Raw genomic sequence first — 26,466 nt, 5'->3', positions numbered from 1 at the left:
TCTGATTCAAGAGGCGGGCTGGTGAAGGAGGCCAGCCCGTATGACCAAACCTCTTTCCACTGATCTTCGCAAACGGCTGATCTCTGCGGTCGAGGGCGGGCAGTCCCGGCGGTCGGCGGCACGTCGGTTCGGGGTTGCGGCCTCGACGGCGATCAAGTGGGTGCACCAATGGCGCCGCGAGGGGCGTCTTGGATCGAAGCCGTTGGGTGGTGACCGGCATTCGCACCGGATGGAGGCTCATGCCGACGAGATTCTGACGCTGATCGAAGAGGCTCCGGACATCACCCTTGCCGAGATCGTCGAGCATCTGAAGGAGGCTCATGGGCTCCGAGTTGCCCAGAGCACAGTGTGGCGCTTGCTGGACCGTCACGGCCAGACGTTCAAAAAAAACCGCGCACGCAAGCGAACAGCGGCGGCCTGATATCCTGCGGCGGCGGCGAATTTGGTTTGAGGCCCAACCCGATCTCGAGCCGGAACGGTTGGTGTTCATCGATGAGACCGGCGCTTCGACCAAGATGGCCCGGCGGTATGGCCGCGCTCCACGCGGCGAGCGCTGCCGAGCGGCGGTTCCCCATGGGCACTGGAAGACGACGACCTTCGTCGGTGCGCTCCGGTTTGAGGGCATGACCGCGCCCATGGTGCTCGACGGTGCCATGCACGGCGCGGCGTTCCTGGCCTATGTCGAACAGGTGCTGGTGCCGACCTTGGCGCCCGGCGACATCGTCGTCATGGACAATCTGCCTGCCCACAAACCAACCGCCGTCCGTGAGGCCATCCATGCGGTCGGCGCAGAGTTGCGCTTCCTGCCGCCCTACAGTCCCGACTTCAACCCCATCGAGATGGCCTTCTCCAAGCTCAAGGCGTTCCTCAAGAAAGCTGCCGCCCGCACCAAGGACGATCTTTGGAACGCCATCGCCCAGGGAATCGACACCTTCACCCCGAACGAGTGCGAGAACTACTTCGCCGCAGCCGGATATGACCGCAATTGAACGGAAAATGCGCTAGGACTGAAACGCCGTCGGCCGTGTTCAGGCCGGCCGGCAGGACTGGCGCGCCCTGACGAGGGCCGTGCGCAGCGCGGTCGCGACCTCGGCGCGTTCTTCCTTGGTGAGGAAGCTGCCGATGGAAAGGCTGCGACCGTGGGAACGCAGAACCAGCGGGCTGTCGTGGCGCGGCGGGTCGGCGAGATCGACCTGCAGCCAATAGGGCTGGAATTCCCAACTGCGGGCCTGGCCGCCGGGCCAGATGCGTTTGACGGTCAGCGCCTCCGGCGTCAGGTGCAGCCGCTCCACCAGGCGGCCCCGCCGATAGTTGATCCTGAAGGCGAGGAAGATCAACAGCACGTCGGCGCCCAAGAAACCGATCACGGGCCAGGCCCCGGCCAGGAAGAAAGCCAGCCCGCCGGTAAAGCTGATGGCGCAGACCGCGCCCATGAGGATCAGGAAGCCCCGCGGTGACAGGCTGCGGTTCGGTCTCAATTCGGCATCGAAGAGGGCCGCGTCCCGGGCTTCGGGCAGCGGCTTGGCTTCGGACCCCTGCGGCGGGCCGACAGGCGCGGGTCTGCAGATGGCGGTCATCTAAACAATATAGCGAAGCGGCGGGCGCGCATCAAATGACCAGGGGCAGATGGCTGGAAATCTCAACCCCTCCGCGATGTGACGCAGGTCATGTCTTGGGAAAGGGTTGTCACGATTGAAGATCTTTTTGATGGGCCAAGACGCGGAGGTCCAGCGGTCACCGCCGAAAGACGGCAAGTGAATCACAAGCAAACAGAGACAGTCGCCGCCGCCCTGGAATCAGCCCCCGGTTCCAGGGTGTGAGCATTCTGTCTTCCCTTCGCGATTGATCCGGCTACACTCGCCGGCTCAGGAGAGCAACCGGACCCAAGGGCAAAAGCCGGGCCATGAAAAAAGCCGATATCGTTACCTTTTTCGACCGCCTCGCCGCGGCCATGCCGGAGCCTAAGGGCGAGCTGGACTACGTCAATCCCTACACCCTGCTGGTCGCCGTGGTGCTTTCCGCCCAGGCCACCGACGTCGGCGTCAACAAGGCGACGCGCGGGCTGTTCAAGGAGGCGACGACGCCCGAGGCCATGCTGGCCCTCGGCGAAGGCCGGGTGAAGGATCACATCAAGACCATCGGGCTGTTCAATGCCAAGGCGAAGAACGTGATGGCGCTGTCGCGCATCCTGATCGACGAGCACGGCAGCGAAGTGCCGCGCGACCGCGAGGCCCTGGAAAAACTGCCGGGGGTCGGGCGCAAGACCGCCAACGTGGTGCTGAACATCGCCTTTGGCGAGCCGACCATCGCCGTCGACACCCATATCTTCCGGGTCGGCAACCGCACCGGTCTGGCGCCGGGCAAGACGGTGCTGGCGGTGGAACAGAAACTGGAAAAGGTGGTGCCGGCGGACCGCAAGCTGCACGCCCACCACTGGCTGATCCTGCACGGCCGCTACGTCTGCAAGGCGCGCAAGCCCGACTGCCCGGCCTGCGTGGTCAGTGACCTCTGCGCCTTCAAAGGCAAGACCACGCTGGAGGCGCCGGTAAAAGCCAAGCCCGTGAAGAAAAATGCGTCCAGAAAAAAGACAGCCAAAAAGCGCGCAAAGAAGGGCGCAGTCACGAAAAAAGCTGTTTAACGCGCAATCCCTTCAATTCGGATTTGATCCACTATTGTCCAAGGAATCATCGCGTCTGGGGTTCACTCCCCTCCCGACCTCCCCCCATCAAGGGGGGAGGAGATTTGGTGAGCCGCCTCAAAGATTTCTCCCTCCCCCTTCGATGGGGGAGGGTTGGGGTGGGGGTGACACCCTCTCCACCGCGAGCCCTAAGGCAAACACAGCAGTTTTGGGGGCTCAGCTGATCGGCGCGGCCATGCGGTTGCGCAGCACCTGGTTCAGGCAGGGGCGTGGCTCAAGGCGGTCGGCGGCGGCGTTGCGTGCCTCCAGATAGGTCACCCGATAGGCCGGTCCGCTGTCGTAGAGCACGACATCGAAGACGCAGTCAGCGGTGACGTACTGCCAGATCTCCGCCGGCTTTTCGCGGCGCACCAGATCCGGCTGCCCGAGCAGCGCGGCAAGGCTGTCGCGGTCGAGACCCATGAGTTGATTGGGGTTGTCGTTGATCGGCGGCGCGGTAACAACCGGCTGCGGCGGGCGGGCGGCGGTTTGGGGCGCCGGTTGCACAACCTCCGTCGGCACCACCTCGGCGGTCGCCGGCCCGGCTGTCGCGGGTTGGGGGGCCGTTGCGTTGGCCGTTGCGCCGGGGCTAGTGCTTCCGGTGGTCTGGCAGGCGCTCAGAACCGCGGCCGTGATCAGCAGGCCGAAGAACGAGAAACCCTTGCGGCTCGGCTTGGCGAAGTGGGGGAGCATCCCGCTCACCCGGCTTTGCTCTGGCTGTCGTCAACCTCGGGGTCCGGCGCTCCGCCTGCCGGCGTGTCGCTGCTGTGGGCCAGCTTGGGGCCGTCGCCGCGCAGCCGGCCTTCCAGCGAGGCCTCCAGCACGTCGATGTCGCCGCTCAGGCGGCCGCCCTTGATGATCTCGATATCGGCATAGCGGATCTTGCCGCTGACCCGGCCGGTCGGGCGGATCACCAGGCGGCCGGTGACGGTCAGATCGCCCTCGAAAGTGCCGTAGACGTCGCAGTCCTCGACCGTGGCGTGGCCCTTGAACAGGCCGGGCTCGCTGATCTCCAGGCTCTGGCTGTCATTCAGGTCGGCCTCGACCCGGCCCTCGACCACCAGCTTTTCGCAGGTCTTGATCTCGCCGGAGAGGCAGATCTCGCGGCCGACCACCAGCTTACGGCCCTCAACGGTGCCGGGATTGCGCGGATCGGCCTGGCGGCGCGGAGCCTTGATGGCGGCAACGCCCAGCGGCGCCTTCGCACCGCCATCGCCTGCAGCGGGCGTGCCGGCCGGGGTTTCGCCCGAAGACTTGGCCGGCGACTGGTCGCTGGAGGAGGGGCTCTTTCGCTTGCCAAACATAAAGGGTCCTTTCGGGCTCTCCGCCGGCCTGTCAGGCGCCGCGCCGGCGCAGGTCTTCGAAGATGTGCAGCATAAAGGCGGTGGCGATAATCGGTGTCACCAAATTTACCAGTGGAATGGTTAGCAGGAAGGTAACGACGGCGCCGGCCAGGATGACCCGCCCGCGAAACCGCCGCCGCAGTAGGCGGCTCTCCTTCAGGGCGAGACGTCGGACCGACACCATTTCGAAGTACTCGCGTCCCAGCAGGTAGCCGTTCATCAAATAGAACAGAACCAGGTTCAGCGGCGGAATCCATATGAGAATCAAGTAGAGCGGCAGGACGAGTAAATTAAGTATTAAGGTAACCAGGATGAAGATGAGGTTGCCGAACAGGGCTTCGACGATGGGCTGCGGCCGGGCGCCGGGCAGGTCGGGATAGTGCTTGCGCTCCACCGCCGCGGCGATGTCGTCGAGCAGCAGCGACATGATGGTGACCATCACCATCGGAAAGAGGAAGAACGAAACGAGCACGATGGCCCCGACGGCCGCGGCATCCACGAACCAGCTCAACAGGCTGAGCCAGAAGCCCTCGCCGGACCAGCCGCGAACCCAGGCCAGCAGCCAGTCTCCGGCCCAATCCAGGGCAAACCAGGAGCCCAGCCAGAGCAGGATGAAGGTCACCAGCGAAAACAGCAGCGAACGGTTGAAAACGCGGCGGAAGGCCGGATCGAAGGATTGGCGAAAGGCGCGGGAGAGAGCTTGAAACATGGCCGGATATGTAGCCTGCAACAGCCCCTGCGACAAGGGAACCAAACCTTTGGTAGAGCCGGGGCCCGGGCCCGCGCCTTTCCGGCGGGCCGCGGCGGATTCCGGTGAACGCCGGGGCGGGACACGGCAGGGCTTGCCGCCACGCTCAAGGGGCTCTAAAAGGAGCCGCGATTGCGGTTTTTCTCCCCTAAACGAGCATTTTGGGGCGCAGGCATACGACCTGACAGATTTGGCTGACGTATTTGGTCCGGGCGCGATGAAGCGTCGGGACCCCGCAAGGTTTGACCAAGAACTGAAGCAAGAGATCCCATGACTGCGCCGAAAATCGATGTCGTCGGCATCGGCAATGCCCTCGTCGATGTCCTCAGCAAGACCGACGATGCCTTTCTGGAGGCTCATCGGATCAACAAGGGCAGCATGACCCTGATCGACGAGCTGCGGGCGGTGGAGCTTTATGACGCCATGGGCCCGGCGGTCGAGGTTTCCGGCGGTTCGGCGGGCAACACCGCCGCGGGGGTTGCGTCCCTGGGCGGCAAGGCCGTGTTTCTGGGCAAGGTGCGCGACGACCAGCTCGGCACCATTTTCACCCATGATATCCGCGCCACCGGCGTCGGCTTCGACACCCCCCATGCGACCATGGGCCCGGCCACCGGCCGTTCCATGATCCTGGTGACCCCGGATGCGGCACGCTCCATGAACACCTATCTCGGCGCCGCTGTCGAATTCGGCCCCGATGACGTGAACGAGGCCCAGGTTGAGGCGGCGCAGGTGACTTACATGGAGGGTTATCTCTGGGACTCGCCTTCGGCCAAGGCGGCGTTCCTGAAGGCCGCCGGTCTCGCCCACGGCGCCGGGCGCAAGGTCTCCCTCACGCTTTCCGATCCCTTTCTGGTGGATCGCTACAAGGAGGAGCTGAAGGAATTCGTCACCCGGCATGTCGATATCGTTTTCGCCAATGAGGAAGAAGTCTGCGGGCTTTTCGATGCGCCGGACTTCGACGCGGCCCTGCAGGAGATGCGCCACCTTTGCGACGTGGCCGCCCTGACCCGCAGCGAAAAGGGCGCGGTCATCGTCAGCGGCCAGGAGGTGCATGTGGTGGATGCGGCCCCGGTGCCCGAGGTGGTCGACACCACCGGCGCCGGCGACCTCTTCGCCGCCGGTTTCCTCTTCGGCATCACCAACGGCTACGGCCTCTACGACAGCGGGCGCATCGGCGCCATTGCCGCGGCAGAGGTGATCTCCCACGTCGGCGCGCGGCCGGAACAAAATCTCGCGGAATTGATCGCCGGCCAGCTTGGCCCGGCGCAGGCACAGCGGGCCTAGGCGGCCCCTCTTTGGAAGGCAGAGGCAAAACCATGATGGTTCAAGCCGAAAACATTCGCAACATTGCGATCATCGCCCACGTCGACCACGGCAAGACGACGCTGGTCGACGAACTGCTGAAGCAGTCCGGCACCTATCGCAGCAACCAGCAGGTGACTGAGCGCGCCATGGACTCCAACGACCTGGAGCGTGAGCGCGGCATCACCATTCTCGCCAAGTGCACGGCGGTGACCTGGGACGGTATCAAGATCAACATCGTCGATACCCCGGGCCACGCCGACTTCGGCGGCGAGGTGGAGCGCATTCTCTCCATGGTCGACGGGGTCCTCCTGCTGGTCGATGCCGCTGAAGGGCCGATGCCGCAGACCAAGTTCGTCACCGCCAAGGCCCTGGCCCGCGGCCTGAAGCCCATCGTGGTGGTGAACAAGGCCGACAAGCCCGACGCCCGGCCCCATTGGGTCCACGACCAGGTCTTCGATCTTTTTGTGGCGCTGGAAGCGTCCGACGAGCAGCTCGACTTCCCGATGCTTTTTGCTTCGGCCAAAGAGGGCTGGTCGGTCGCCGATCTCGACGACGAACGCAAGGACCTGCACAGCCTCTTCGATCTCATCGTCGAGCACGTGAAGGCGCCGGTGGCAGAAGCGACCGGGCCTTTCGCCATGCTGGCCACGACCCTGGAGGCCGACAACTTCCTGGGCCGCATCCTGACCGGCCGTGTGCACAGCGGCACGGCGAAACTGAACATGCCGGTGAAGGTGATGCGCCGCGACGGCACCTCCGTTACCGGCGGGCGGTTGACCAAGCTGCTGTCCTTCAACGGCCTGAAGCGCGAACCGGTGGAAGAAGCCGCCGCCGGCGACATCGTCGCCATCGCGGGGTTGAGCGACGCGACGGTCGCCGACACCATCTGCGCGCCGGAGTTCGAGGCGGCGCTGGCGTCCCAGCCGATCGACCCGCCGACCCTGGCGATGACCTTTTCGGTGAACGATTCCCCGCTGGCCGGGCAGGAGGGCGACAAGGTCACCTCCCGCATGATCCGCGACCGCCTGGCGCGCGAAGCCGAGGGCAACGTCGCCATCCGCATCACCGAGACCGAGGACAAGGATGCCTTCGAGGTGGCCGGGCGCGGCGAACTGCAGCTCGGCGTGCTGATCGAAACCATGCGCCGCGAGGGCTTCGAGCTTTCGATTTCCCGCCCCCGCGTTCTCTTCCGCAACGACCCGGACAGCGGTCAGCGCATGGAGCCGATCGAGGAGGTCCAGGTCGACGTCGACGAGGACTACTCCGGCGTGGTGGTCGAAAAGATGGGTCTGCGCAAGGCTGAGCTGACCGACATGCGGCCGTCGGGCGGCGGCAAGACCCGCCTGACCTTCCTGGCCCCGGCGCGCGGGCTGATCGGCTATCACGGCGAATTCCTGACCGACACCCGCGGCACCGGTATCATGAACCGGGTGTTCCACAGCTATGCGCCCTACAAGGGCGCCATCCAGGGACGGCGCAACGGCGTGCTGATTTCCAACGGCACCGGAAAGGCGGTACCCTATGCGCTCTGGAACCTGGAGGAGCGCGGCGAAATCTTCATCGATCCCGGTAAGCCGGTTTACGAAGGCATGGTGATCGGCGAGCACAGCCGCGGCAACGACCTTGAAGTGAACCCGATGAAGGCCAAGCAGCTCACCAATATGCGCGCCTCCGGCAAGGACGAGGCGGTGCGCCTCACCCCGCCGCGGGTGATGAGCCTGGAGCAGGCGCTGGCCTACATCGCCGACGATGAACTGGTCGAGGTGACGCCCCAGTCGATCCGCCTGCGCAAACGCCTGCTCGATCCGCATGCGCGCAAGAAAGAGAGCCGAATCAAGGATGCCGGCTGAGGGTTTAGACCAAAAACCGCCAGCCGCCCGGCGCTCCTGGGGCGAGGCCTTCGAGGTCTATCTGCACCCCCGCGTCATCGGCATGCTGTTCCTCGGCTTCTCCGCCGGCCTGCCTTTCCTGCTGCTTTTCTCGACGCTGTCGTTCTGGCTGCGTGAGGTTGGCGTAAGTCTCTCGACCATCGGTCTGTTTTCCTGGGTCGGCATCACCTTTTCCATCAAGGTCTTTTGGGCGCCGGTGGTCGACCGTCTGGCGATCCCGCCCTTCACCACTGTGCTGGGCAAGCGCCGGGGTTGGATGCTGATCGCGCAGATCGGCATCGCCGCCGGTTTACTGGGTATCGCCTATACCGATCCGTCGCAGGACCTCGAGACCATCGTCTACTTTGCCCTCCTGGTCGCTTTCGCTTCGGCGACCCAGGACATCGCCATCGACGCCTACCGCATCGAAGCGGTGGAAAAATCCCTGCAAGGCGCCATGGCCGGCACCTATCAGGTCGGCTACCGCTTCGGTTTGATCGCCGCCGGCGCCGGCGCGCTTTACATCGCCAGCTTTACCTCCTGGCCATTGGCTTACACCGTTATGGCGGCGCTTGTGGGGGTGGGTATGGCAACCGTCCTGATCATCCGCGAGCCTGAAGTGACCCGCGATCAGGCGACCCTGCTGCGCGAGGCTGCGCTTTTGCGGAAGATTGAGGGAGACAATCAGAAGGACGGCGTTCTCCACCGCCTGCTGGCCTGGATCTCCGGCGCCGTGGTCAGCCCGCTCGTGGACTTCTTCGCCCGCAATGGATCTTTTGCCTTGGTGATCCTGGCTTTTGTCGGACTCTACCGGCTTTCGGACATCACGCTCGGGGTGATGGCCAATCCCTTCTACATCGATATCGGATTCACCAAGGAAGAGATCGCCAATATCGCGAAGCTTTACGGGGTGATCGCAACCCTGGTCGGTGCGCTCCTGGGCGGTATCCTGGTGGTGCGCATCGGTCTGCTGCGGTCGCTGCTGGTGGGCGCCATTCTGGTGGCGGCGACCAACCTTGTCTTCGCCCTGCTTGCCGTCGTCGGCAACGACACCATCATGCTGACTCTGGCGATAAGCGCAGACAACATTTCCGCTGGCCTCGCCGGCTCCGTTTTCATTGCCTATCTCTCCAGTCTCACGAACACGGCCTATACGGCGACGCAGTACGCCCTCTTCTCTTCGCTGTTTACGCTGCCCGGCAAGATCGTCGCCGGCGGCTCCGGTTTCGTGGTCGAGTCTGTCGGCTACGTGAATTTTTTCTTCTACGCATCCGCGTTAGGCATTCCGGCAATTCTGCTGGTGCTCTATCTCATGTATCATTACCGGCAGAAGGAAGCCTCGGCTTCTCCGACATCCGAGCCGGTACATGAGCAACAATCCTAATTCTGGGCATGATTCCCGTATAGAAGTTCATCCAGGCGACATCACGCAGTTGGACGTCGATGCCATTGTGAACGCGGCCAATGCGCGGCTGCAGCCGGGCGGTGGGGTTTGCGGTGCGATTCACCGTGCGGCGGGCCGCAACCTGCGCGAAGCCTGCGCCGCCATCGGGGGCTGCAAGACCGGCGATGCCGTGCACACCGACGGCTTCGATCTGAAAGCCCGCTATGTCATTCACACCGTCGGGCCGGTCTGGCGCGGCGGCAAACAGAACGAGGAAGCGCTGCTGGCGTCCTGCTACCGCACCTCCTTGAAGATTGCCAAGCAGATCGGGGCGCGTTCCCTCGCCTTCCCCGCCATCTCCACCGGTGTCTACGGCTTTCCCTTCGGCCTGGCGGCGGAGATCGCCGTCGCCACGGTGCGCGACTTCCTGAGCGAGGAAGAGGCAATTGGGAAGGTAGTGTTCTGCACCTTTGGTGCCGAGGCGGAAATCACCTATCAAAAGGTGCTGGCGCGCGTTACCGCCAGCGGCGCCGCCTGATCCAGATCATCGCCCCGTCATGAAGGGGTGCTAGACTGAAGCCTGATAGAGCGCGTTGTTTTCAAACGACAAAGGCAGGCTGCTGTTTCGTGACCGTCCGCAATCTCGACGCCCTTTTTGAGCCCAAATCGGTTGCCCTGGTGGGCGCCAGCCGGCGGCCCGGTTCGCTGGGCGCGGTGCTGGCGCGCAACCTCTTTACCGGCGGCTTTCAGGGCCCGATCATGCCGGTTCATCCACGCCACGAGGCGATAGAAGGCGTCCTCGCCTACCCCTCCGTCGAGGCCCTGCCCCAGGCGCCGGATCTCGCGGTGATCGCCACGCCGCCGGAAACCGTGGCCGGGCTGGTGAAGGCTTTCGGCGACCGCGGCACCCGCGCCGCTGTCATCATCACCGCCGGTTTCGGTGAAGGCGACTTCGTAGAGGGTGGAGCTGCGGGGGAGACCCGGCGTCAGGCGATCCTGGATGCCTCGAAGCCCAACCTCCTGCGCCTCGTCGGCCCGAACTGTCTGGGCATGATGGTGCCGGGCATCGGCCTCAATGCCAGCTTCTCCCATCTCGCACCGCTGCCCGGCGACCTCGCCTTCGTCACCCAGTCCGGCGCCATGGTCACCGCGATGCTGGACTGGGCGACGCCGCGCGGTATCGGCTTTTCCAAGATCGTCTCCCTCGGCGACAAGGCCGACGTCGACTTCGGCGACCTGCTGGATTACCTGGCGATGGACGTCAAGACCCGCGCTATCCTGCTCTACATCGAATCCGTCGTTCATGCCCGCAAGTTTCTCTCCGCCGCGCGTATCGCCGCGCGCAACAAGCCGGTGATCGTGGTGAAGGGCGGGCGCCATGCCGAGGGTGCGGCGGCGGCCGCCTCCCACACCGGGGCGCTGGCCGGGGCCGATGCGGTTTACGATGCGGTCTTCGCCCGCGCCGGCCTGCTCAGGGTCTACAGCCTGAACGAACTCTTCGATGCGGCGGAGACCCTGGCCAACCTTTCACACCAGCGGCGCCGGCCCGGCAAGGGAGGGGGCGGCAGCGCGCGGCTGGCGATCCTCACCAACGGCGGGGGCCTGGGGGTTCTAGCCACCGATGCCCTGATCGACGAAGGCGGACGGCTTGCGCCGCTGTCGCAGGAAACGAAGCAGGCGCTGGATGCCTGCCTGCCGGCGACCTGGAGCGGCGCCAACCCGGTCGACATCATCGGCGATGCGTCCGGTGCGCGCTACCGCGACGCGCTGGAGGCGCTGCTGAAGGAGCCGGCGGCGGATGCGGTGCTGGTGATGCACTGCCCGACGGCGATTGCCTCGGCGCGCGATGCGGCGGAGGCGGTGGTGGAAACCCTGGCCAAGGCGGGCAAAGCGTCCAAGCCGGTTTTCACCGCCTGGGTCGGCGAACAGGCGGTGGCCGAGGCGCGGCGGCTTTTCGCCCGCGAAGGCATCGCCGGATACGACACGCCGGAACAGGCGGTGCGCGCCTTCATGCATCTGGAACACTATCGCCGCAATCAGGCGCTGCTGCGCCGGGTGCCCCATCCGGTGCCGGCGGCCGAGCAGCCCGACCGCTCCAGCGTGCGCCGGCTGCTTGAGAAGGCCCTGGCCGAGGAACGCGAATGGCTGAGCGAGGCGGAGGCCAAGGCGGTGCTGCAGGCCTATGGCATTCCGGTGGTGGCGACCGAGGTCGTTGCGACGCCGGAGGCGGCCGCCGAAGCGGCGGCGGCAATCGGCGGACCGGTGGCGCTGAAAATCCTGTCGCGCGACATCACTCACAAGAGCGACCTGGGCGGTGTGGCTTTGGACCTGCAAGGCGAAGAGGCGGTTCGCGAAGCGGCGGAGACAATGAACCGGCGGATCGCCGGGGCCCAGCCGCAGGCGCGGCTGGAAGGCTTCACCGTGCAGGCGATGTGTCGCAGACCCAAGGCGCGGGAACTGATCCTCGGCGTCGTCGACGATCCCCAGTTCGGGCCGGTGATGCTGTTCGGCCAGGGCGGCACCGCGGTGGAGGTGATCGCCGACAAGGCGCTGGCCCTGCCGCCGCTGGATCCGATTCTGGCCCAGGCGATGATGGCGGAAACGAAAGTCTACCGTCTGTTGCAGGGCTATAGAGGAGAGGCCGCGGCGGCCCTCGACGAGATCGCTGCCTGCCTGGTCCGGCTCTCCCAACTGGTGGCCGACATGCCGGAGGTGGCGGAGGTCGATATCAATCCACTGCTGGCCGATTCCGAGGGGGTCATCGCCCTGGATGCGCGCGTCCGTGTCCTGCCGCTTGCCGACCCCTTGGCACCGCCGGCGGCCCGCCTGGCGATCCGCCCCTATCCGCGCGAGCTGGAACGCAACATCGTCCTACCGGACGGAAGCACCGTCTTCATGCGGCCCTTGCGGCCAAGCGACGCCGCGGCGCTGCGCGCCGGCTTTCGCGATCTCGATCCGGAAGACGTACGGATGCGCTTTCACACCCCGATCGGCAGCATGCCGGACGCCATGCTGGCACGGCTGACCCAACTGGACTATGCCCGTGAAATGGCGCTGGCCGCTTTCGCCCAACCCCCAACCAAGGCCCCGGGCAAAGCCGGCGACGGTCACGAGGGACTGGGGGTTGTGCGCCTCGCCGCCGATCCGGACAACCGGCGCGCGGAGTTCGCCATTCTTGTACGCTCGGACAACAAGCGGCGCGGCCTTGGTTCGGCGATGATGCGGGCAATTCTGGATTACGCCGCGGACCGCGGTATCGGCGAGGTCTGGGGCTCGGTGCTGGCGGCCAACACCGCCATGCTGTCGCTCTGCCGCAAGCTCGGCTTCTCCCTGATCCGCGAAGAAGACGGCCTAGTCTATGTGAGTAGACGGCTGATCTCACTTGAGAATGATTCGCAAATTCGCTAAGCTCCATATCTTCCTGGCTCTGCCGCTGCAAAGAGAAAGAGTTCGAACCTGCCTGTCGCCGGGAGGCAAAGAGGCCTGCCCCGTGACACCCGGAACACCAGAATTCGATGCTTATCTCCGTCACCGTTCGGCGCTGATCGATTATGCGGCTCCGATCCTGGGATGCCGCGCAAGGGCAGAAGATGTCGTCCAAGAGGCCTTCGTCCGGTACAGCCGACGCCAGAAGTCGATGGCGGGTGCGGATGCGCCGCAGTCGATTGGCGACCCGGTATCTTACCTGTATCGGATTGTCCGCAACCTGGCGCTCGATTGGTTGCGTAAGCCGGAAGCTGCGTTGAAGGCCGATGACGGCAGAGACTTGGAGCGATTGGCCGACGCGGCGGCGACGCCGGAACAGGTCATGATGCAAAGGGATCAGGTTCGCGTTCTGGCCGAGGCTCTGGAAGAACTGCCGGAACGGACCCGCGTTGCCTTTACAATGCGCCGTTTAGAGGGGCGCAGCCTGCAGGAGATTGCGGATCATCTGGGGGTTTCAGTTGTCCGCGCCCATCAACTGGTGAAAGATGCCGTCCGCCATGGTGCCGAGCGCCTGGACAGATCCACCTGATCATTTGTTTCGCTATGCCCGTTCAGCCGCCCAGACATGAATTGAACCGAGCCTCCGCAGACTATTCTGCAACTGCAGGTACAGACACGGAGGCGAAGCGCATCGAAGACGAAGCACTCGAATGGCTGCTCGAGGCGAACGGTGCTTCGGAAGACAGCGGCCTTCAAAGTGCTTTGGCCGATTGGCGGCAGCAGAGTCCGAGACATGAGGAGGCCTATGTCCGGGTTGAGCGTGTATGGCGTCTGGCCGGCGAACTGCCGTGGGAAGCGACGACTGAGCACCGCTCCCGCAAGCGGGCTTCCGTCCGGGCACCGCAATCGCGCCGCCGCATCGTTTTTGCCGCCGCCGCAGCCTTGGCGGCAACGGTTGCGATTTTCCTGGCGCCTGTTGTCGCACTAAACCTCTCTGCAGATCACGTAACCGGGGTCGGTGAGGTTCGGCAGATCGTTCTTTCGGACGGCAGTATCGCGGAGCTGGATGCCGAGTCGGCGCTGACCGTTGATTACAGCGATGATGGCCGCCGTTTGCGCCTCTTGTCCGGCCGGGCTTTTTTTCAGGTGCAGAACGACCCTGAGCGACCCTTTAAGGTCGTGACGGAGGATTTGGTGGCGACAGTTACCGGCACCGCCTTTGCCGTCGCCTTGGGCCGATCCGGCGGGCAGGTCACCGTAGCCGAAGGTAGCGTCAAGGTGGGCAGCCTCTCGGCCGATGGTGTTGCGCCCACTGATCGCTACACGTTGATGCCGGGCGACCGTCTTGCGGTTTCTGCTGCCGATGGCCAGGTGGTGCGTTCCCGTATCGCCACGGAAAACGTGGCAGCTTGGCGTGATAACCTTTTGATTGCAGATGCCATGGCACTTTCAACGGTCGTGGAGCAGCTTCGCCGGTATCATCGGGGCGTGATCGTTCTGCGCAGCCCCGCGCTCTCGACGGCGCAGGTCACCGGAGTCTTCAATCTCAACGATCCGCTTGCAGCGCTCCAGGCTGCTGCTGCGACCCAGGGCGCGCGGGTGACTGCCTTGACGCCCTATGTTTTGCTGGTGGACAGACCCTGAAACCGGGCTTTCGCTCGTCAAATCATCAGGTGGGCTGGCAGATGACACGCTGCTGCTCCGCAAGCACCGGTAAAAAAAGTAATCCGACCCCTTAAATCCCGCTTCCTTGTTACGTCCTTAACTCAAAGACCGGAATGAGTTGCATTCGCAACTGACGCGGTGGCCTGTGGCTTCGCGCCGTTTTGGTGCATGAAGGGGGAAGTGATGATCTTGTCTAGGGGGGCCACGCGGTATTGCGTCGGCGTTATCAACGGCGTGTTCGGTGCAGGTGTTTTGCTTACCGGCATGGCCTCGGAAACACAGGCCGGCGACTGGCAGCGGGAACTCTTGGAAATGGAAAAAGCGGCGGCGTTGCCGTTGCGCCATCACGGGCACCAGACGGTGCGAGAGCAGGTCGCCCAGGCATCGACCATGAATTTCTCCATTCCGCCTCAGCCTTTGGCTCAGGCCTTGACGCAATTCGGGCGCCAGGCGGGTTTGCAGGTCGCGATAGACAGCAGCTTGGCGGAAGGGCTGCAAAGCCCCGGTGTAACTGGCGCGCTGACCCCGGAAGACGCCCTGGGTCGTCTCCTGGCCGACACCGGCCTTGTTTACCGCTACCTCGACGCCTCAACGGTAATGCTGACGACTGCGGAAAGCGGCGGCGAGGCGGCGCCTGAGAGCGACAATGGGCCGCTGGTCACGGACAAGATCGTAGTTTCCGCGGCGCGCTTCGAGCGGCCGATTTCCGAGCTGCCCGCTTCGGTTACGGTGCTTGGGCAGCAGCAGTTGGACGAACAGCCGAGCTTTCAACGCGATCCGATCGGCGGGCTTTTCAAGGTCGTGCCGGGGATTGACGTGAGGGGCCCGCTGGGCAGCAGTGGGGGCCTGCGCGGCCGCCAAGCGTCATTTCGTATCAACAACATCGAAATCAACCAGCGCTTCCGGCCCTCCGCCAACGCGATCTACGATGTACCGCCCTCTGCCTTCAGTCGGGTTGAGGTGGTGCGCGGCGCCGATGCCACCTTTGGCTTCGGCGCCAGTGGCGGCGCGGTCAACTTCCTCACCTCCCAGCCGGTTCCCGGCGAGCCGACTTTTGAGACAACTCTCGGTTTCTCGCTTCAACCGACGGATGTTGAGCAAAGCTTCAGCCCGGAACTGCGTCAGAGTCTGACCGGCAGCGAAGGAGCGGTGGACTTCTGGCTTGAAGTGGGCGGAAAGTTTAACGGCACTCTTTTTGATCCTGATGGCGATCCCTTGCCGGACAGCGACAGTACCTTTCCGAACAGCAAGGTTTTCGATGCCAATGCGGCCTTCACCATCAACGTCGATGACGACTCACGACTGAAGTTCACGCACTTCTTCGTCAATACGGAACAGGACCCGGAATTCGTTGCCCTGGCTGACGGTGACCCGGATACAGGGACGAAGACCTCGACCGCCGACTTTGAGAGTCTCGGCGATGTCTTTGACGACTCCTTCCGCAGTCAGTATGTCGGGACTGCCAGTTACGAGAATGACGATGTTCTCGGCAGCCGCGTGAACCTTACGGCCTACTATCAAGACCGGACGCTTCGCCAGATTCCCGGCGATGTTGGCGGTGGCGTCATTCTGCAATTGGAAGAGCAGAATCAGCGTCTCGGTGGCAGGCTGAGCGTTGAGACGCCGCTCGAGTTTCTCGACGACACCTATTTTCAAGGCTCCGCACTGATCTGGGGCGGTGATGCTCAGGTCTTCGAGTACGAGGCGGAAGAAACCAATAGCCTTGGTCTTCCCGTTCTGTTTCTGGTTCCGGAAGGTACGGAAAACACAACAGCCGCCTTCGCCCAGGCCCGGGTTCCGGTGACAGACTACTTTCTGCTGACCGGCGGGCTTCGCTATGAATATGGCGTGGTCGATATCGGTTCCGCCAACCTTTCGCCCTTCTTTGGCGGCCCGTTCGAAGGCGGCGAAGTCGATTACGATCAGATCCTCTATAACGCCGGCCTCGTCTATTTCGCGACCGATGAGATAGAGCTCTATGGCAGCTTTACCCAGGCGGCTGACGTGCTCGACCTGGCGCGCGCGCCGCGCCTCGCCAACATCACCTCTGCCGACCAGATCCAGCCGGAGCCTACAACGACGGATCAGTTTGAAATCGGCATCCGTGGCGACTGGGACAAAGTCCAGGTCACGGCCGCGGCCTTCTTCAGTGAATCCGACAGCGCCAATCAGTACGAAGTCGTACCGGGAACGAGCTTCGCAGCACCGGTGCGCCGCCCTCAGGAGATCTGGGGCGTGGAGGCGACACTCGATACGCAGCCTTTTGAGGATTGGGGGTTCGGTGGCAGCTTCTCATTCAGCGATGGCGAGACGGAGCTCAACAATGGTGACACCGTGGATTTGGGCCCGGAAACAGTTCAGTCCCCCCGTTTCACCGGCTATGTCGACTACAGCCCCTTCTCCTGGTGGCGCAACCGTCTGCAGGTCACCCATCAGCTTTCCGCCGACGCTAGTCCTGCACTCAACGAGTTTGAGGTCGATGCCCAGACCTACGTGGATTTCTTCGCGGAATTCGACGCGGGGCCCGGCAAGCTTCAGGTTGGCGTGGAGAACCTTTTCAACACGACCGAGTTCAATCCCAGGTCCCAGATAAACCGCAACACGACAGTGGGGCAGACCGCTCATGTACCTTTCCCCGGTACGACGGTGGGGGTGCGCTATTCCATGAAATGGTGAGTTTGCTCCGGAGCAGGCCGGTGGAGAGAAGCTATCGATGACATCGCGCAACTGGTTTCGCGTTCACAGCTTTACCGGCGTTATCACCGGCTTGCTTCTTTTTGTCATCTGCTGGACCGGCACCTTCGCGACCCTGTCGCGGGAGATCGACTGGCTGGTCACACCCGAGGCGCGCGTCGAAGTCGGTGCGGAGGTATTGGGTTGGGAAAAGTTGCTCGATACCGTGACAGCAGTCTATCAAGTCGAAGCCATCCACAGCCTAACACCACCCCTTTACGCCAACTCGGCGGCGGAAATCCTTGTTGATTTGCCGAACCAACGGTTTGTGCGGATTTACGTCGATCCCTACACCGCCGAGCTTCGCGGGGCTTTGAGTGCCGTCAACCTTCAGCGGATCTTTCGCGATCTGCATCGCCGGCTTTTCATTCCCGGTTCAGCGGGCGTTCTGCTGGTTTCGGCCTTTGGGCTCTTTCTGCTCATCTCCATGATCACACCGCTGGTGTTTTACAAACGCTGGTGGCGCCGTTTCTTCGTTTTCCGTGCCGGTTCCCTGCGTGCGATTTGGAGTGAGCTTCACAAGCTGAGCGGGCTCTGGAGCTTATGGTTTGTCTTGATCATTGCCGTGACCGGAATCTGGTACGGTGTCGAAGCGTTGAAGTTGCTGCCAACGGTCAAAGGGCCGCCACCAGCGGCGGAGGTTGAAGCGTCACTACCGCTCGACGAGCTGCTGGGAATGGCTGCTGCTACGCGGCCGGACCTGCGCTTCAGGTCGGTGGTTCCACCCGGCGGCCGGTTCGGCGGCGCGCTCTATGTTGAGGGTCAGGCGCAGTCTCTTCTGGTGCGTGACCGCGCGAACCATGTTTTGGTCAATGCGGCCGATGGGTCGGTCCTGCACAGCTATACCGCCGGCGACGCAGGGGTCTATGTGCGTTTGACAAACACGATGGACCCCCTTCACTTCGGCGATTTTGCCGGCCTTGTTTCCAAAGCGGTTTGGTTTCTTTTCGGTTTGATTCTTTCCGGACTCGGCCTTACCGGCGCCTATCTGCATGTTCTTCGTCTGCGTCGAGCGGCCGGCCGACCATCTCGGGTAAAGTGGCCGGGCATGACCCCTGCCTTACTGGGTTCTATAGCGGTCGTCGCCGCGACCTTCCCACTCGGCTACCTGCGCTATCAGGTGGCCGGACCGGTGGTCGAAGGGGTGCGCCAGCTGCCCGACTTGGCGCCCGGTGTTGTAGCGTTTCTCTGGGTATGGACAGCTGTCACACTGACAATTCTTATTGCCTGGCTGTTGCTGCTGTGGTTCCCGCGTGCGGCTGAAGGATCATCACGCAGCGAAGACTCAACGGACCTAGGGTGCCGGACGGTCGAGTGAATAGCCGGCGGAGCGGACGGTGCGAATGAGGTCGTCGTTGCCGTTCTGGTTCAGTGCCTTGCGCAGGCGGCGGATGTGCACGTCGACGGTGCGCGGCTCGACATAAACGTCGCGGCCCCAAACCGAATCCAGCAACTGTTCCCGGGTGAAGACGCGGCCGGGATTTTGCATCAGATGGCGCAGCAGGCGGAATTCGGTCGGCCCCAGATGCACGTCATGGCCACTGCGCCGCACGCGGTGGGCTGCCAGGTCCATGGCCAGATCCTCGAAGGCCAGCATCTCGCTGCTCAACTCCGGTTTGCTCCGGCGCAACACCGCATTGATGCGCGCGATCAGCTCGGCCGGTGAGAAGGGCTTGGTCATGTAGTCGTCGCAGCCGCTGTCGAGACCGCGCAGCTTGTCGGTTTCCTCGCCGCGCGCCGTCAGCATGATGATCGGCACGCGCTTGGTTTCCGGTTTGCTGCGCAGTTGACGGCAGACCTCGATGCCGGACATCAGCGGCAGCATCCAGTCGAGCAGAATCAGGTCGGGCACTTCCTCGGCTGCGGCCACCAGGGCCTCCTCGCCGTCGCCCGCCGTATTCACGCGAAAGCCGGCGCCCTCGAGGTTGTAACGCAGCATGGTGACCAGGGCCTCCTGGTCTTCGATGATCAAAACAAGGGGTCTCACGCGCCCTCCTTCTCCGTCGTTTCGCCGTCCTCGGGCTCAACCACCTGGAAGCTGGACATATCGCTCTTCGGGCGGCCGCCCTCGATCCGCTCGCCGGTCGAGAGATAATAGGTCGTCTCGGCGATGTTGGTGGCGTGATCGCCGATGCGCTCTATGTTCTTGGCCACAAAGAGCAGATGGGTACAGGGCGTGATATTGCGAGGGTCTTCCATCATGTAGGTCAGCAGCTCGCGAAACAGCGCCGTATACATCTCGTCGACTTCCTCGTCGCGGTGCCAGACGTCCATCGACCGATTTGCGTCGTGGTTGGCGTAGGCGTCGAGCACGTCCTTGATGATGGCCTGAACCAGCTTGGCCATACGGGGGATGGAACGCGCCGCTTCGTGATGGGCCAGTTGGTTGAGGGCGATGGAGCGCTTGGCAATGTTCTTCGCGTAATCGCCGATGCGCTCCAGGTCGCTGGAGATCTTCAAGGCGGAGATGACTTCGCGCAGATCGTTGGCCATGGGCTGACGCAGGGCCAGGGTACGGATTGCGTTTTCGTCCAGTTCCAGGTCCATCTCGTCGATGGCTTCGTCGCCCTTTACCACGCGCTCGGCAAGCTCCGAATCGCGCTTTACCAGCGCGTCGATGGCGCCGGCGAGTTGTGCTTCCGCCACGCCGCCCATGCGCAGAACCACAGCGTTCAACTGCTGCAGTTCTTCATCGAAGGATTTAACGATGTGTTCGCTGTTCATAAGCTTTGGTCCTTCGGCTCTGCGCCGCGATCGCCTTGGGCTCGCCGCTTCGGATCAACCGAAGCGGCCGGTGATGTAACCCTGGGTGCGCTGATCGCGCGGGTTGGTGAAAAGCTGTTCGGTCTCGCTGACTTCGACCAGATCGCCGAGGTGGAAAAACGCGGTCTTCTGCGACACGCGGGCGGCCTGCTGCATGGAGTGGGTAACGATCACGATGGTGAAGTTCTGGCGCAGCTCGTCGATCAGCTCCTCAATGCGGGCGGTGGCGATGGGGTCGAGCGCCGAGCAGGGTTCGTCCATCAGGATCACCTCGGGATTGACCGCGATCGCGCGGGCGATGCAGAGACGCTGCTGCTGGCCGCCGGAAAGGCCGGTGCCCGGCGCCTGCAGGCGGTCCTTCACCTCTTTCCAAAGGCCGGCTTTGGTGAGGCTGATCTCGACGATGTCGTCGAGGTCCGACTTCGCTTCGGCGATGCCGTGCAGGCGCGGACCGTAGGCGATGTTGTCGTAGATCGATTTCGGAAAGGGGTTCGGCTTCTGAAACACCATGCCGACCCTTGCGCGAAGCTGCACCACGTCCAGGCCGCTGCGGTAGATATCGACATCGTCCAGGGTGATGTCGCCTTCCACCCGGCAGCCGTCGATCACGTCGTTCATCCGGTTGAGGCACCGCAGAAAGGTCGACTTGCCGCAACCCGAAGGGCCGATCAGCGAGGTCACCTGGTTTTCTTCGATATCCAGGTCGATGTTCTTCAGCGCCTTGGTTTCGCCGTAGTAGACGTCAACTTGGCGGGCGGTCATCTTGGGCGAGTTCCGTAGCGCCCTCTGCGGCGCTTCAGCTTCTGCAACTGCGTCCATAGCGATCTTTCCTGTAACTACCATTGACGTTCGAAGCGCTTGCGCAGCAGAACCGCCAGCGCGTTCATGAGAATGAGGAAACCCAGCAGCACCATGATGGCGCCATTGGTTTTCTCGACGAAGGCGCGCTCCGGCGCATCGGCCCAGAGGAAAATCTGCACCGGCAGCACCGTGGCCGGATCGGTCACGCCGCCTGGAATGTCGACGATGAAGGCGACCATGCCGATCATCAGCAGCGGGGCGGTCTCGCCCAGGGCCTGGGCCATGCCGATGATGGTGCCGGTCAGGACCCCCGGCATGGCCAGGGGCAGAACATGATGGGTGACGACCTGCAGGCGCGAGGCGCCGACGCCCAGGGCGGCTTCGCGGATCGACGGCGGCACGGCCTTCAGGGCCGCGCGGCTGGCGATGATGATGGTCGGCAGGGTCATCAGCGCCAGGACCATGCCGCCGACCAGCGGCGCCGAGCGCGGGAAACCGAAAACACCGAGAAAGACGGCAAGACCGAGAAGGCCGAAGATGATCGAAGGAACGGCCGCGAGGTTGTTGATGTTCACCTCGATCAGGTCGGTCCATCGGTTCTTCGGCGCGAACTCTTCCAGGTAGACCGCGGAGAGAACCCCGACCGGGAAAGTCAGCACCAGGGTGATGAGCAGCGTAAAGAAGGACCCGACCACCGCGCCCCAGATGCCCGCCTGCTCCGGTTCGCGGGAATCGCCGGCGGTGAAGAAGGTCGTGTTGAACTTCGTATCCACGCCGCCGTCGGCTGCGAAGGAATCGATCCAGACGATCTCGTTGTCCTTCACCCGGCGGTCGTTCTCCGGCAGGTCGCGGTCGATGTAGCCCTTCACCAGGCTGTCGATGTCGTCGGACGACTTAACCCATATGGTTTGCGTGGTGCCGATGATCGAAGGGTCGGCGAGAACCTTGTCGCGCACGTCGAAGCCGGCGCCGTTGGACAGGATGCCGTAGAGCTTTATGCGATCGCGGCGCCCGGTGACTTCGGGGAAGCGTTCGCGCAGGCTGGTTCTCAAAAGCCCCTGATAATCGGCGCGCTGGATCACGGTGGCGTCGTTGCTGCCCTGGGGGTCGATGATCTCCGGATCGAGATAGACAGGCATGGCGATATGGGTCTGTACAAAGGCCGTGTGGCCGTTCCAGACAATGGTGCCGATCAGGATGCCCAGGATCGCCAGCGCGGCGAAGATGGCGGCCAGGCCATAGGCACGGAAGCGCTTCTCCGCCGCGTAGCGGCGTTTCAGGCGTTCTTCCGAGAGGTCGGCGCGGCGCAGGGCCGCGGCGGGTGCCGTACTGTCAGTCATACTTTTCCCGGTACCTTCGAACCACGTTCAGGGCGATCACGTTCAGGGTCAGCGTAATGGCAAAGAGCACCAGGCCCAGGGCGAAGGCCGCCAGGGTCTTGGCGCTGTCGAATTCCTGGTCGCCGACCAGCAGGGTGACGATCTGCACGGTGACGGTGGTGACGGCTTCCAGCGGATCGGCGGTCAGGTTGGCGGCCAGTCCCGCGGCCATCACCACGATCATGGTTTCACCGATGGCGCGGCTCATGGCCAGCAGCAGGCTGCCGACGATGCCGGGCAGCGCCGCCGGGAAGATAACCTGCTTGATGGTCTCCGACTTGGTCGCGCCCAGGGCATAGGCCCCGTCGCGCAGCGAGCGCGGCACCGCGTTCATCACATCGTCGCTGAGCGAGGAAACGAAGGGAATGATCATGATTCCCATGACCACGCCGGCGGCCAGTGCCGACTCGGAAGACACGTCCAGCCCAATCGACTCGCCGGTGCGGCGGATGAAAGGGGCAACGGTCAGGGCGGCGAAAAAGCCGTAGACCACCGTCGGCACGCCGGCCAGAACCTCCAGCATCGGCTTGACGATGGCGCGCATCTTCGGCGGCGCGTATTCCGACATGTAGATCGCCGAGAACAGGCCGATGGGTACCGCCACGCACATGGCGATGAAGGTGATCATCAGGGTGCCGGCGAACAGCGGGACGGCGCCGAAAGCGCCGGAGCCGGCGACCTGGTCGGCGCGCAGCGCGGTCTGCGGGCTCCAGGTCAGGCCGAAGAGAAACTCGTACCAGGGAACCTTGGAGAAAAAGCGCAATGCCTCGAACAACAGCGAAAGCACGATCCCCACGGTCGTCAGGACCGCGATGGTGGAAGCCACGATCATGACAATGCTGACCGTGCGCTCAACAAGGTTGCGCGCACGCAGGCCCGGCGTGATCCGCTTGCGCGCGAAGCTCAGCCCCAGAACGCCGACGGCCAGGGCGACGACCACCATGGCCGCGTTGCCGATCTGCCGGACGCTGGCGTAGCCGTCGGCGGCGGACTGCAGGGCGGCATCGACTTCGCGGCTGACAATGTTGCCCGAGGCGAGGTTCTTTACGTCATTCAGAAGCAGTGAAAGCCGGTCCGCCGGCAGCGCCTGGATATCGGCGGGCAGGCTGGAGATCAGCATCCATTCGGCGACCTGCGGTTCCAGGATCAGCCAGAGCGCCATCAGGGCCAGACTCGGGATGCCGCACCAGAGCGCGACGTAGAGGCCATAGTACTGTGGGCGCGAGTGAAGGGCCGAGGGCTGATTGCCGCTGAGACTGCGGGCACGCCTCTGACCGAAGCTGTAGCCGATAGACGACAGGACCAGCAGGATCGCAATCAGAATGAAGCTGTTCATTTTGGCCCATCGGATCGAAGGCCGGAGCTTGCCGACGCCTGCTGCCTAACGGGCAGACGCCGCGGGTGTCGGCTTAATCGCACCCGCTCTCTAGTAACGCTCCGGCTGGTTTTTGTTTTTTTGCTCGGATCTTCAAAAGGGGAACCGGCGGAAGGCCCCTGGAAGCTGGGCCTTCCGCCGGCAACACCCGACTTACATGCTCAGCGGCGACATGCCGTTGGCGGACTTCATCATGGCGTTGCGGTCATCGGACGGCAGCGGGATCAGACCCTTCTCCGTCAAGTAACCCTCATCGCCCCAGGCCTTGTCCGAGGTGAACTCGGCCACGAACTCCTTGATGCCGGGGATCGTGCCGACATGCTCCTGCTTCACGTAGAAATACAGGGAGCGGGAAATGCCGTAGTCGCCGGAGGCGATGTTCTCGAACTCCGGCGCCACGCCGCCGACGGTCGCGCCCTGCAGCTTGTCGGCGTTCTGGTCGAGGAAGCTGAAGCCGAAGATGCCCAGGGCATTCGGGTTGGCTTCGAGCTTCTGGACGATCAGGTTGTCGTTCTCGCCGGCTTCGACGAAAGCGCCGTCCTCACGCACGGAGTGTGCGGCGGCCTTGAAAGCGGCCTTGTCCAGAGCCTTGATTTCCGGGAATTCCTCGGCGGCTTCTTCCATCACCAGCTCGACGAAGGCATCGCGGGTGCCGCTGGTCGGCGGCGGACCCAGAACCTCGATCCTTTCAGCCGGCAGGGAGAGATCGATATCGCTCCACAGCTTGTTCGGATTGGCGACCAGCTTGCCGTCGACCGGGATCTCCTTGGCCAGCGCCAGGAAGATCTGCTTCTTGGTCAGCGCGAAGGGCGCATGCGCCTTGGAGTTGGCGAGCACGATGCCGTCGAAGCCGATCTTCACTTCGGTGATCGTGATGCCGTTTTCCGCGCACTGGGAGAACTCGGACTGCTTGATGCGCCGCGAGGCGTTGGTGATGTCCGGGTGCTCGGTGCCGACGCCGGAACAGAACAGCTTCATGCCGCCGCCGGAGCCGGTGCTCTCGACGACCGGTGTCTTGAAGCCGCTGCTGCGGCCGAAGTTCTCCGCCACGGCGGTGGAGAAGGGGAAAACCGTCGAAGAACCGACGATACGGATCTGATCACGCGCCTCGGCCATAGCCGGCGCGATCATGACCATTCCGGCAACTGCCGCCATGGCTAGTGATTTTTTGTTCACGGGGAATACCTCCGCTGAGTGCCCATTGGTGAATCTGTCATGTCGTTGCCTTCCGGCCCAAAGATGGTCCGACCCGGGAACAACCTGCGCCGGCCCTTCGCCGGCGGGCACAAACTACGTCTGCTCAGCGATGGTAATACTGCAGTTTTGTTACACTTGCATGACAGAGCCGGAGATTCTTCCGTCCGCAGTGGCTTTCGGAAGAAAAATGTAAAGAGAACAGTATTTTAGTCCTATTTCCCGGCTTCAGGAGGCCTTCGGTTCCGCGCGCTGCAGGGCAAGGGCGGGGGCGCCGCCGCTGGGCAGATAGACGGAAAAAGTCGCGCCTTCATCCGGCCGGCTCTCGATTTCCAGGACGCCGCGGTGCCGGTTGATGATGTGTTTGACGATGGCCAGCCCCAGGCCGGTGCCGCCCAAACGCCGGGAGCGTCGGCTGTCGACCCGGTAGAAGCGTTCGGTCAGCCGGGGAATGTGCTCGCGCTCAATGCCCTCTCCCTCGTTGAAGACGGAGACTTTCACCCCGGCGCGGCCCAGGCGGCGCTCACCGGCCCCGTCCTTGGCCAGCGGCCGCGCGGCCACGCGGATGACGGTTTTCTCTTCGCCGTACTTCACCGCGTTCTCCAGCAGGTTCTGGAAAACCTGGGTCAGTTCGTCGCTGACCCCGATCACCGGCGGCAGGGCTTCGGCGGCAATTTCGATGCGCATGCCATAGCGCGCCGCTTCCAGCTCCAGTGTCGAGGCGACGGAGCGCAGGATCTCGGCGATGTCGCTGTTGCCCTCCGGCGGCGTGTGCTCCTGCAGCTCGATGCGCGACAGTGACAGCAGGTCGTCGACCAGACGCGACATGCGATGCGACTGTTCTTCCATAATCTTCAGGAAACGGGCCTGGGCCTCCGGGTCTTCGCGGGCCGGGCCGCGCAGGGTTTCGATGAAACCGATCAACGAACTGAGCGGCGTGCGCAGCTCGTGGCTGACGTTGGCGACGAAGTCCGCACGCATGCGCTCGCTCTGTTTCACCCCGGTCAGATCATAGAGGGCGATCATCAGCCGCGCCTCCTGGCTCGCCGCCATCGGCAGGCGCAGTACCCTGGCGGCGATGCTGCGTTCGACCTTGCCCGGGATGGTGAACTCGACGGCTTGCTGCTCGCCACCCTCCAGGATCGCTTCGACCGCCGCCAGCAGGCTGGGGTTGCGCAGGCCGAGGGCGAGATCGCGGCCGGCCAGCTCCTGACCCAGCAGCGCCCCGGCCGCCGGATTGAGCCGCAGGACCCGGCGGTTCTCGCCGACCAGAATCAGCGGGTCCGGCAGGCCGGCCAGGACCGCGGCATTCATCGCCATGGTGTCGCGCAGGTCGTGGCGGCGGGCCCGCTGTTGCCGCGCGGTCTCGGCGATCGCATCGCTCAAGCCGGGGGACAGTAGATCGCCGCCCGAAGGCGCCGGCGGCAGGGGGCTGTCGTCGCCCGCTTCGCGCAGGCGGATCAGGTAGCGCGTCAAGGCGCGCACGCGGCGGAAATGCTGGTTCAGCATGACCGCCATCAGGATCACCACGACGGCGGCGCCGATCGCCGCGGCGCGCAGCGAGATGTCGCCGTCCGCCACCAGGACGGCGAAGACCAGCACCACCGGGATGCAGAGCACCAGGGTGGCCAGCAGCAAGCGCCCGAGATGGGGCGTCGCCTCGCTGCCCACTGTGGACGAAGTTGTTTCCGTCGGGTTTTCCGGCGGCTGTTCAGTCATGCCTTGTCTCTAGGTTCATCATGCAGACGAGATTCTAGCATGGCTTTGCGGCGCCCTCCGTGAACATTTTCTTATGTAGGGAGCGC

Annotated in this window: 22 protein-coding genes; 11 read left to right on the top strand and 11 right to left on the bottom strand. The window is 63.7% G+C overall.

Annotation, left to right across the window (positions count from 1 at the left end; all coding sequences use genetic code 11):
- Positions 1 to 40: 40 nt before the first annotated feature.
- Positions 41 to 989 (top strand): IS630 family transposase gene (locus tag ACP146_RS23825; RefSeq protein WP_422369251.1). Its coding sequence is split into 2 segments (ribosomal slippage): positions 41 to 390 and positions 389 to 989, totalling 951 coding nucleotides; the frame shifts between segments, so codons are not numbered across the junction.
- A gap of 39 nt (positions 990 to 1,028) precedes the next feature.
- On the opposite strand, the gene ACP146_RS23820 is transcribed toward ACP146_RS23825, so the two are convergent.
- On the bottom strand, positions 1,029 to 1,577 hold the full coding sequence (locus tag ACP146_RS23820) for a DUF2244 domain-containing protein (RefSeq protein WP_422369250.1): 549 nt from the start codon (positions 1,575 to 1,577) through the stop codon (positions 1,029 to 1,031).
- Positions 1,578 to 1,903: 326 nt separating this feature from the next.
- Here ACP146_RS23820 and nth point away from each other — a divergent pair, with 326 nt between their 5' ends.
- Entirely contained in the window at positions 1,904 to 2,638 is a 735-nt protein-coding gene (gene nth / locus ACP146_RS23815; protein ID WP_422369249.1) for an endonuclease III, read from the top strand.
- A 216-nt stretch (positions 2,639 to 2,854) separates the two neighbouring features.
- On the opposite strand, the gene ACP146_RS23810 is transcribed toward nth, so the two are convergent.
- The 3 genes from ACP146_RS23810 to ACP146_RS23800 are packed head-to-tail and all read right to left on the bottom strand — an operon-like array spanning position 2,855 to position 4,729.
- On the bottom strand, positions 2,855 to 3,379 hold the full coding sequence (locus tag ACP146_RS23810) for a hypothetical protein (protein WP_422369248.1): 525 nt from the start codon (positions 3,377 to 3,379) through the stop codon (positions 2,855 to 2,857).
- Entirely contained in the window at positions 3,376 to 3,981 is a 606-nt protein-coding gene (locus ACP146_RS23805) for a bactofilin family protein (RefSeq protein WP_422369247.1), read from the bottom strand. Before ACP146_RS23805 ends, ACP146_RS23810 begins: the two co-directional genes overlap by 4 nt.
- 31 nt (positions 3,982 to 4,012) lie before the next feature.
- A complete protein-coding gene (locus ACP146_RS23800) occupies positions 4,013 to 4,729 on the bottom strand; it encodes an EI24 domain-containing protein (protein ID WP_422369246.1) in 717 nt (238 codons plus the stop codon).
- Positions 4,730 to 5,038: 309 nt separating this feature from the next.
- Between ACP146_RS23800 and ACP146_RS23795 the strand changes: the two genes are divergently transcribed.
- The 9 genes from ACP146_RS23795 (at position 5,039) to ACP146_RS23755 (ending at position 18,467) form a co-directional block, all read left to right on the top strand.
- A complete protein-coding gene (locus tag ACP146_RS23795; RefSeq protein ID WP_422369245.1) occupies positions 5,039 to 6,052 on the top strand; it encodes an adenosine kinase in 1,014 nt (337 codons plus the stop codon).
- A gap of 35 nt (positions 6,053 to 6,087) precedes the next feature.
- Positions 6,088 to 7,923: a translational GTPase TypA gene (gene typA, locus ACP146_RS23790; protein WP_422369692.1), complete on the top strand. Its 1,836-nt coding sequence runs from the start codon at positions 6,088 to 6,090 to the stop codon at positions 7,921 to 7,923.
- Positions 7,913 to 9,325, top strand: a complete 1,413-nt coding sequence (locus ACP146_RS23785; RefSeq protein ID WP_422369244.1) for an AmpG family muropeptide MFS transporter — start codon at positions 7,913 to 7,915, stop codon at positions 9,323 to 9,325. Before typA ends, ACP146_RS23785 begins: the two co-directional genes overlap by 11 nt.
- Positions 9,309 to 9,863 (top strand): O-acetyl-ADP-ribose deacetylase, encoded by a 555-nt coding sequence (locus ACP146_RS23780; RefSeq protein ID WP_422369243.1) that lies wholly within the window; start codon positions 9,309 to 9,311, stop codon positions 9,861 to 9,863. The genes ACP146_RS23785 and ACP146_RS23780 overlap by 17 nt, the downstream gene beginning before the upstream one ends.
- Positions 9,864 to 9,952: 89 nt before the next feature.
- Complete coding sequence (locus tag ACP146_RS23775) at positions 9,953 to 12,733, top strand: bifunctional acetate--CoA ligase family protein/GNAT family N-acetyltransferase (protein ID WP_422369242.1); 2,781 nt, start codon at positions 9,953 to 9,955, stop codon at positions 12,731 to 12,733.
- An 82-nt stretch (positions 12,734 to 12,815) separates the two neighbouring features.
- On the top strand, positions 12,816 to 13,340 hold the full coding sequence (locus tag ACP146_RS23770; RefSeq protein WP_422369241.1) for a sigma-70 family RNA polymerase sigma factor: 525 nt from the start codon (positions 12,816 to 12,818) through the stop codon (positions 13,338 to 13,340).
- Between the two features lie 41 nt (positions 13,341 to 13,381).
- The gene (locus tag ACP146_RS23765) at positions 13,382 to 14,395 is read left to right on the top strand and encodes a FecR family protein (RefSeq protein WP_422369240.1); all 1,014 of its coding nucleotides are present in this window, start codon (positions 13,382 to 13,384) and stop codon (positions 14,393 to 14,395) included.
- A 204-nt stretch (positions 14,396 to 14,599) separates the two neighbouring features.
- Positions 14,600 to 17,092, top strand: a complete 2,493-nt coding sequence (locus tag ACP146_RS23760) for a TonB-dependent receptor domain-containing protein (protein WP_422369239.1) — start codon at positions 14,600 to 14,602, stop codon at positions 17,090 to 17,092.
- 37 nt (positions 17,093 to 17,129) lie between these two features.
- Entirely contained in the window at positions 17,130 to 18,467 is a 1,338-nt protein-coding gene (locus ACP146_RS23755; protein WP_422369238.1) for a PepSY-associated TM helix domain-containing protein, read from the top strand.
- Here the strand turns inward: ACP146_RS23755 and phoB are convergent.
- The 7 genes from phoB to ACP146_RS23720 form a co-directional block, all read right to left on the bottom strand.
- Positions 18,444 to 19,136, bottom strand: coding sequence for a phosphate regulon transcriptional regulator PhoB (gene phoB, locus ACP146_RS23750; RefSeq protein WP_422369237.1), 693 nt, complete (start codon positions 19,134 to 19,136; stop codon positions 18,444 to 18,446). The genes ACP146_RS23755 and phoB overlap by 24 nt on opposite strands.
- The gene (phoU, locus tag ACP146_RS23745; protein WP_422369236.1) at positions 19,133 to 19,873 is read right to left on the bottom strand and encodes a phosphate signaling complex protein PhoU; all 741 of its coding nucleotides are present in this window, start codon (positions 19,871 to 19,873) and stop codon (positions 19,133 to 19,135) included. Before phoU ends, phoB begins: the two co-directional genes overlap by 4 nt.
- 54 nt (positions 19,874 to 19,927) lie before the next feature.
- Complete coding sequence (gene pstB, locus ACP146_RS23740; RefSeq protein ID WP_422369235.1) at positions 19,928 to 20,731, bottom strand: phosphate ABC transporter ATP-binding protein PstB; 804 nt, start codon at positions 20,729 to 20,731, stop codon at positions 19,928 to 19,930.
- Between the two features lie 17 nt (positions 20,732 to 20,748).
- Positions 20,749 to 22,053 carry a phosphate ABC transporter permease PstA gene (gene pstA / locus ACP146_RS23735; RefSeq protein ID WP_422369234.1) on the bottom strand — a complete coding sequence of 435 codons (1,305 nt, stop codon included), beginning with the start codon at positions 22,051 to 22,053 and terminating at the stop codon, positions 20,749 to 20,751.
- On the bottom strand, positions 22,046 to 23,428 hold the full coding sequence (gene pstC, locus ACP146_RS23730; protein WP_422369233.1) for a phosphate ABC transporter permease subunit PstC: 1,383 nt from the start codon (positions 23,426 to 23,428) through the stop codon (positions 22,046 to 22,048). The genes pstA and pstC overlap by 8 nt, the downstream gene beginning before the upstream one ends.
- A gap of 192 nt (positions 23,429 to 23,620) precedes the next feature.
- Positions 23,621 to 24,643 (bottom strand): PstS family phosphate ABC transporter substrate-binding protein, encoded by a 1,023-nt coding sequence (locus tag ACP146_RS23725; protein WP_422369232.1) that lies wholly within the window; start codon positions 24,641 to 24,643, stop codon positions 23,621 to 23,623.
- A 246-nt stretch (positions 24,644 to 24,889) separates the two neighbouring features.
- Complete coding sequence (locus tag ACP146_RS23720) at positions 24,890 to 26,380, bottom strand: ATP-binding protein (RefSeq protein ID WP_422369231.1); 1,491 nt, start codon at positions 26,378 to 26,380, stop codon at positions 24,890 to 24,892.
- Positions 26,381 to 26,466: the final 86 nt, after the last annotated feature.

This window comes from Pelagibius sp. (assembly GCF_965249265.1).
Taxonomy (GTDB): Bacteria; Pseudomonadota; Alphaproteobacteria; order Kiloniellales; family Kiloniellaceae; genus Pelagibius.
This window is presented reverse-complemented; position numbering and strand designations above follow the sequence as displayed.

What these genes read in the sequence shown, in the direction of transcription:
- ACP146_RS23755 (WP_422369238.1), top strand. Translation starts at nt 17,130, where the DNA reads ATGACATCGCGCAACTGGTTTCGCGTTCACAGCTTTACCGGCGTTATC.
- pstB (WP_422369235.1), bottom strand. Translation starts at nt 20,731, where the DNA reads ATGGACGCAGTTGCAGAAGCTGAAGCGCCGCAGAGGGCGCTACGGAAC.
- ACP146_RS23780 (WP_422369243.1), top strand. Translation starts at nt 9,309, where the DNA reads ATGAGCAACAATCCTAATTCTGGGCATGATTCCCGTATAGAAGTTCAT.
- ACP146_RS23800 (WP_422369246.1), bottom strand. Translation starts at nt 4,729, where the DNA reads ATGTTTCAAGCTCTCTCCCGCGCCTTTCGCCAATCCTTCGATCCGGCC.
- phoU (WP_422369236.1), bottom strand. Translation starts at nt 19,873, where the DNA reads ATGAACAGCGAACACATCGTTAAATCCTTCGATGAAGAACTGCAGCAG.
- pstA (WP_422369234.1), bottom strand. Translation starts at nt 22,053, where the DNA reads ATGACTGACAGTACGGCACCCGCCGCGGCCCTGCGCCGCGCCGACCTC.
- ACP146_RS23795 (WP_422369245.1), top strand. Translation starts at nt 5,039, where the DNA reads ATGACTGCGCCGAAAATCGATGTCGTCGGCATCGGCAATGCCCTCGTC.
- nth (WP_422369249.1), top strand. Translation starts at nt 1,904, where the DNA reads ATGAAAAAAGCCGATATCGTTACCTTTTTCGACCGCCTCGCCGCGGCC.
- typA (WP_422369692.1), top strand. Translation starts at nt 6,088, where the DNA reads ATGGTTCAAGCCGAAAACATTCGCAACATTGCGATCATCGCCCACGTC.
- ACP146_RS23760 (WP_422369239.1), top strand. Translation starts at nt 14,600, where the DNA reads ATGATCTTGTCTAGGGGGGCCACGCGGTATTGCGTCGGCGTTATCAAC.
- ACP146_RS23820 (WP_422369250.1), bottom strand. Translation starts at nt 1,577, where the DNA reads ATGACCGCCATCTGCAGACCCGCGCCTGTCGGCCCGCCGCAGGGGTCC.
- ACP146_RS23720 (WP_422369231.1), bottom strand. Translation starts at nt 26,380, where the DNA reads ATGACTGAACAGCCGCCGGAAAACCCGACGGAAACAACTTCGTCCACA.
- pstC (WP_422369233.1), bottom strand. Translation starts at nt 23,428, where the DNA reads ATGAACAGCTTCATTCTGATTGCGATCCTGCTGGTCCTGTCGTCTATC.
- ACP146_RS23805 (WP_422369247.1), bottom strand. Translation starts at nt 3,981, where the DNA reads ATGTTTGGCAAGCGAAAGAGCCCCTCCTCCAGCGACCAGTCGCCGGCC.
- ACP146_RS23785 (WP_422369244.1), top strand. Translation starts at nt 7,913, where the DNA reads ATGCCGGCTGAGGGTTTAGACCAAAAACCGCCAGCCGCCCGGCGCTCC.